The organism is Paenibacillus sinopodophylli, from assembly GCF_005930355.1.
GTDB classification, from domain to species: Bacteria; Bacillota; Bacilli; order Paenibacillales; family Paenibacillaceae; genus Pristimantibacillus; species Pristimantibacillus sinopodophylli.
Genome location: NZ_VDBO01000011.1, coordinates 24197 through 30706, shown reverse-complemented (window position 1 = coordinate 30706; position 6510 = coordinate 24197). Strand labels below are relative to the sequence as shown.

Genomic DNA, 6510 nt, shown 5'->3' with positions numbered 1-6510 from the left:
CTGATAGCTCAGTACACCTCCATCGCTCACACTCGCCGCTACGCTAAGCGTAGCCATTCCTCCAACGTTCACCGTCGTATCCGCTGGCTGAGTCCCAATGCTTGGCACCTCTGCGTTAACAAGCTCGTTCACCGTCACTTGAGCTACACCACTTATCACGCCAGCCACCTTCGTTCCGCTCACGCTCATATTCGTGTTTGTCACTACGACGAAATAATACCTCGTGCCGGCCGTTGCCGTCGGTACATTATAGCTAGCGCTTCTCGCTCCATTCACGAACGCGCCTCCGCTCGTGCTATTGATGCTATTGCTGTACCACTGGTAGCTCAATACACCTCCATCGCTCACGCTCGCCGCTACGCTAAGTGTAGCTGTTCCTCCAACCTCAATCGTCGCATCCGCTGGCTGCGTCCCAATGCTCGGCGTAGCCGCGTTCACGAGCGCATTCACTGTTACCGAAGCAATATTGCTCGTAATGCTCGCTGATTTTGTTCCCACAGCGCGCGAATTTGTATTCGTCACCTCGACGTAATAGTACAGAATCCCATCAGTGGCAGTCGGCGCGTTATAGCTTGCGCTGGTCGCTCCAGTCACAGGCATACCACCGGAGGTGCTGTTGCTGGTATTGCTGTACCACTGGTAGCTTAACGTCCCGCCGTCTATGGTGTAAGCCGTCACTCTAAGCGTCGCCGTTCCTCCCACATTTACCACCTGATTTGCTGGCTGTGTACTGATGGTCGGAATGTCAGCGTCAATCAACATCCTGGCTGCCCTAACCTGACCGGAATAACCATTTGCTTCACCCCAAAAAGCATATAAATCACCATTGAATTGTTGCAGGGAAGGTTCCCAAGCTGTATCGACAAAACCGGCATTAATACCATTTGAACCACCATCATCTACAGATGACCAACTGGTTCTATCATACTTTTTCACCCGAATTTGAGCTCTAGTCGTGCCATTATCTTCGAGCCATGTAAGGTATAAATCATTATTAAACACCATCGGTTTAGGAAAAGATGCGGCCCTGTTAACATATACATTTAAGCCATTTGAACCTCCGCCATCGACACTCGTCCAGCTTGTTTCATCATACTTCTTGACTCTAATCTGACTACTCTCATACCATGTTGCATACAGCTCATTATTAAATTCAATTAATTCGGGCGCTAATGCGTTGAAAGAAGGATCTACGTTTATGCCGTCGCTTCCTCCACCATCGACACTAATCCAACTGGAGCCATCATATTTCTTTACTCTCACTTGTGCAGCCCAACGACCATATTCATACCAAGAAACGTATAAAGTGTTGTTAAATACGGCCATCGTCGGATAGGTTGCAGAACTCAAAGGATCTGCGTTCAAACCTGTAGAGCCTCCGCCATCGACACTCGTCCAATTGATACCGTCAAAGCTCATTACTCGAATCTGATTAACTCCGCCGTCTACCTTCTCATGCCAAGCTACGTAAAGGTTGTTGTTCAAGACCGCCATGCGTGGAGCAGACGATGTTGCCGAAGCGCTTCCATTCAAGCCGCCTTCATCCACACTGATCCAACTGGTTCCATCGTATTTTTTTGCGCGAATCTTACCCGTTTCCTCCCAAAACAAGTATAAAATATCCTCATATACAATTAAGGAAGGGTTAAGCGCTCGCTCTGCTGAATTTATATTTAGACCTGTCGCACCGCCTCCGTCTACGCTTCTCCATGCTGTTCCATTAAAGCTTTTTACTCGAACCTGATTAACTGACGATGCCCTTTCAATCCAGGCTGCATACAGAATATTACGGTGTACAGCCGTACGCATAGCTTGCGGTGCATGACTCGAAGTGTTCACATTCAGGCCAGTAGTCCCACCGCCATCCACCATAACCCAATTAGAAGCTGCTGCCTCAGCCGTTCCAGGCCCAGCTATCAACGTCAGCAGCATACTTACTATTAAAAGATAAATCAGCGATCTGCGTTTCAAAAGCTTCATAACTATCTTGTTCCTCCTTGTAATCCCATTTCTATTCTGAAAAAATAACAACCATACTCGACTACCCCACCTCTAAACTCTATCCCTCCCATCAAAGCTTTCGATACGATTCCTGTATTTTTTGTCAGAGTATTTCTGTGTTGGTCTGATTGAGTAATGCTGGCAGCAAAGATGGTGGACCACTTGCGTTACTTTGTGCTGAGGAATGGAGAAGAGCCCGGGGACATTATGTGCCTAAACCTATGTATTGACTCAGAGGCATCTGGATTACCAGCAATTAGATGTTTGAATAAGTCCCACTTATAAAGATCTAAATACTCGCTCTCCGTAAGGCAAACCTAGATTAAGTATAATGGTTGAAAAACAAAAAATGACCTACCCGGGCGGGTAGATCAACAAGAAAAAAGGGTAGGTAAACGTTGGCGTTCTAAAATTATATTTCAAACTAACTTGTCTCACACAAGCTCCAAATATCAGTCTACAACTTTATTTTCTTCCTAAAATTGGAACACAAGCTCCATATTCGAGATTGAAATCATTCTTAAAAACAAAAATAGGGTAACCCGAAATAAATTCATCAGGCTACCCTTTAGATGTATTAATTATATCAATTCATTTATGGTTCCAAACATTATTTACTGGTTCCACACTTTTTTAGACTGGGACATTTAACAACAATTCCTATTGCTCCCTACTCCACCGTAACACTCTTCGCCAAATTCCGTGGTTTATCCACGTCATGCTCAAGCGCAAGCGATGCATAATAGGAGATTAGCTGCAGAGGAATAACAGATAATGCAGGCGACAGGATTGGAAGTGTCTTAGGAATTGCGAACAGCTCATCCACAGATTTCGCTACCTCTTCTTCGCTGCCTTCGTTCGCTATGCCGAGAACGTGAGCTCCACGCGCTTTCACTTCTTTAATGTTACTAAGTGTTTTCTCGTATAGCTCTTCTTGCGTCACTAATGAGATAACCGGAATGCCATCCTCAATTAGAGCCAACGTACCGTGCTTCAGCTCACCAGCTGCATAAGCTTCGGAGTGAATGTACGAAATTTCCTTCAGCTTCAGCGAGCCTTCTTGCGCTACTGCATAGTCGACACCGCGACCGATGAAGAACAGGTGCTTGTGATGCGAGATCGACTCTGCTACTTGCTTCAACACATGCGCTTGCTCAAGAATGCGTTCAACTTGCTCTGGAAGCTTATGCATAGCAGCAAGCACTTCCTCGATATAAGCAGCATCTTTGCTCTCCAGCGTGCTAGCTAGGTGAAGACCGAATAGATAGAATGCAATCAACTGAGAAGTATAAGCTTTCGTTGATGCAACCGCGATCTCAAGACCCGCCCAAGTAATCAATACATGATCCGCTTCACGGGCAACCGAGCTGCCTACGACGTTTGTGATCGCGAGTACGCGAGCGCCATTTCGTTGTGCTTCACGAAGAGCAGCAAGCGTATCTGCTGTTTCGCCTGATTGGCTAACTACGATAACAAGCGTATCCGGTGTGATGATCGGCGAGCGGTAACGGTACTCCGATGCTACATCTGTTTCTACCGGAATGCGCGCAAGCGACTCAATAACCGATTTGCCGACAAGACCTGCATGGAAAGCCGTTCCGCAAGCAACGATGTGTACTTTGCGAATCGATTTAATATATTCGTCAGTCATGCCCAGCTCTTTCAACGCAACAGACTTGCCGTCTTCCGATATACGGCTCATCATCGTGTCGCGATAAGCTTTTGGCTGCTCATAAATTTCTTTCAACATGAAGTGATCAAATCCGGCTTTCTCCGCCGTCACTAGATCCCAATCGACATGGAATATTTCCTTGGAAATACTTTCGCCTTCTGTCGTCAGCAATTCGACGGAATCCTTTGTCAGAATCGCCATTTCGCCGTCATTTAAGATGTACACGTTACGTGTATGCTCAAGAATTGCAGGAATGTCTGATCCGATGAAGTTTTCTCCTTCGCCAACGCCAATAACAAGCGGGCTTGCAAAACGAACCGCTACTAGACGTTCCGGTTCAAACTCAGTCAATACGCCGAGTGCGAATGCACCACGCATACGTTTCACCGCACGTTGTACCGCTTCTACGATGTTTCCGTTATATTCATCAGCTACCAGATGAGAAATAACTTCCGTGTCGGTCTCCGATACGAAAATATGCCCTTTGGCAACCAATTCTTCTTTGAGGTTCAAATAATTTTCAATAATACCGTTGTGTACGACAGAAAACTTAGCCGAATTGTCCGTATGCGGATGCGAGTTTACGTCAGACGGTTTGCCGTGAGTAGCCCAGCGGGTATGCCCGATTCCGACAAAGCCTTCAAGCGGCTCCTCGCGCAGCAAGCCTTCAAGATTCGCCAAACGTCCTTTGGACTTTGTAATTTCAAGCCCGTTCTTGGTGAAGACCGCGATCCCAGCAGAGTCATATCCCCGGTATTCAAGCTTCTTCAATCCTTCGATCAAAATATTCTGAGAGTCACGTTTACCAATATATCCTACAATTCCACACATAATTTAATAAGCCTCCGAATAGGTTATTTTCCCGCCCAAGTCGGATGCCGCCATTGCGTGGCACAGGCAATATGAAGATGTCACAAAATAATCGCAGTCGTTGCGGATAATGTAACCCCTCTGCCCGTGCCCACCCCACAGGTGGCATCTTGGACATACGGGAGTGATGAATACGAATCACAATAAGCCTGCTGCACGATTGTATGACCGGTCGCCCGGACGTTTTACGTAACAGCTTTCGGTTGGCTTGTAATACCGGAAGGTCCCCGCCGAATGTTTCGAACACCTTCACCTCGTCAGCTTCCCGTATGAACAGCTGCTATATACCCCCATTCTCAGGTGGGCAGCAGCTCGTTCATCACGCAAGCTCTGGCGCTTATCTTGCTTTAATAACCTCTATCCTCGCTTTCCTTCTTGAATCACACTAACTATCATATTCATTTTGTGTCTGCTGTGCAACCATGCGTTGCGAAATTATGCGAATATCTTCCAAGCCTAAACGACTAAAGCCATCATTTGGCGGTGGTATAAGCTAACCTTTCGCGTAGAAATATAGAGAATGTTGGCGAAATAATCTACTATCCTATATTTCAAAATAAGGAGTCGAAGACCTGTCAACTGCATGAACGGACCAGTCTTCGACTTCACTCTCGAGACGCTTAGCCCAGCTCGCTTTTCACAACTTGAGCGATCTGGTCCACATAGGCTTCGACTTGATCCTTATCAGGACCCTCCGCCATAACGCGAATCAGCGATTCTGTTCCGGAAGGACGCACAAGCACACGGCCGTTATCGCCAAGCTCAAGCTCTACGCTTTTAACCGCTGCTTCGATTGCCGCATTGCCTTGATACAAGCTCTTGTCCGCTACGCGAACATTGACAAGCTTCTGAGGATATTTGCGCATAAGTCCTTTGAGCTCACTCAGCTTCTTACCCGATGCCGCAAGCGTATCGACAAGCTGCAGCGCCGTCAGAATACCGTCACCCGTTGTAATATGATCGAGGAAAATCACATGTCCCGATTGCTCGCCGCCCAGATTGAAGCCGCCGCGACGCATTTCTTCCATTACATAACGGTCACCTACTGCTGTTTGCGCCGTTTTCAAGCCGATGCGCTCCGCGCCCTTGAAGAAGCCAATATTGGCCATAACGGTCGTGACAACCGTATCCTCCTTCAGCTTGCCTGCCCGCTTCATCGCGTCGCCTATAATGCACAGGATGAAGTCACCGTCTACTTCATCGCCTTTCTCATCAATCGCAATGAGTCGATCCGCATCCCCGTCAAAAGAAAGACCAAGATCCGCTCCCTGCTTCAATACCTGCTCGCGCAAATATTCAGGATGCGTCGAGCCGACGCCTGCATTGATATTAAGACCATCCGGCTCAGCGCCTACCGTGATAATGTCCGCTCCAAGCTCGCGGAACACGGAAGGAGCAAGTTCGTATGCCGAGCCGTTCGCGCAGTCTAGTACGATTTTGAGACCGCTGAACTCGCCTTTAATCGTCGTTTTCAAATAATCCAAATAACGCTGCTTAGCACCTTTATCGCTTGATACCGCTCCGATATCGCCGCCCTCTGGGCGCGGCAATTCATCTGTAAGCGCATCGATTAATTGCTCGATTTCGAGCTCGGTATCATCCGACAATTTAAAGCCGTCACCTGCAAAAAACTTAATGCCGTTATCTTCAACAGGATTATGTGAAGCCGAGATCATAACGCCCGCATCAGCACCCAGCTCACGTGTAATATAAGCAACCGCTGGTGTAGAAACGACGCCAAGCTTAATAACGCTAGCGCCGATTGACAGCAATCCTGCGATTAGCGCGGATTCAAGCATTGGTCCCGAAATACGTGTATCCAGACCAATTACCACTTTTGGCTTATTCGCTTTGCGCGTAAGCACGTAGCCGCCACAGCGGCCGATTTTGTATGCTAGCTCTGGCGTAAGCTCGCGATTGGCTACACCGCGCACACCATCTGTTCCGAAATATTTCCCCATAATTAA

2 protein-coding genes and 1 pseudogene are annotated in these 6510 nt (G+C 47.5%); all 3 read right to left on the bottom strand.

Annotated elements, in window-relative coordinates; all coding sequences use genetic code 11:
- Nucleotides 1–1980: pseudogene (locus tag FGT79_RS31350) on the bottom strand (hypothetical protein); the annotation flags it as partial.
- Between the two features lie 691 nt (nucleotides 1981–2671).
- Nucleotides 2672–4504, bottom strand: a complete 1833-nt coding sequence (gene glmS / locus FGT79_RS24625; RefSeq protein WP_138755498.1) for a glutamine--fructose-6-phosphate transaminase (isomerizing) — start codon at nucleotides 4502–4504, stop codon at nucleotides 2672–2674.
- 659 nt (nucleotides 4505–5163) lie between these two features.
- Complete coding sequence (glmM, locus tag FGT79_RS24620; RefSeq protein ID WP_138755497.1) at nucleotides 5164–6504, bottom strand: phosphoglucosamine mutase; 1341 nt, start codon at nucleotides 6502–6504, stop codon at nucleotides 5164–5166.
- Between the last annotated feature and the right edge of the window lie 6 nt (nucleotides 6505–6510).

Coding starts and splice junctions, on each gene's coding strand:
- glmS (WP_138755498.1), bottom strand. CDS start 4,504: ATGTGTGGAATTGTAGGATATATTGGTAAACGTGACTCTCAGAATATT.
- glmM (WP_138755497.1), bottom strand. CDS start 6,504: ATGGGGAAATATTTCGGAACAGATGGTGTGCGCGGTGTAGCCAATCGC.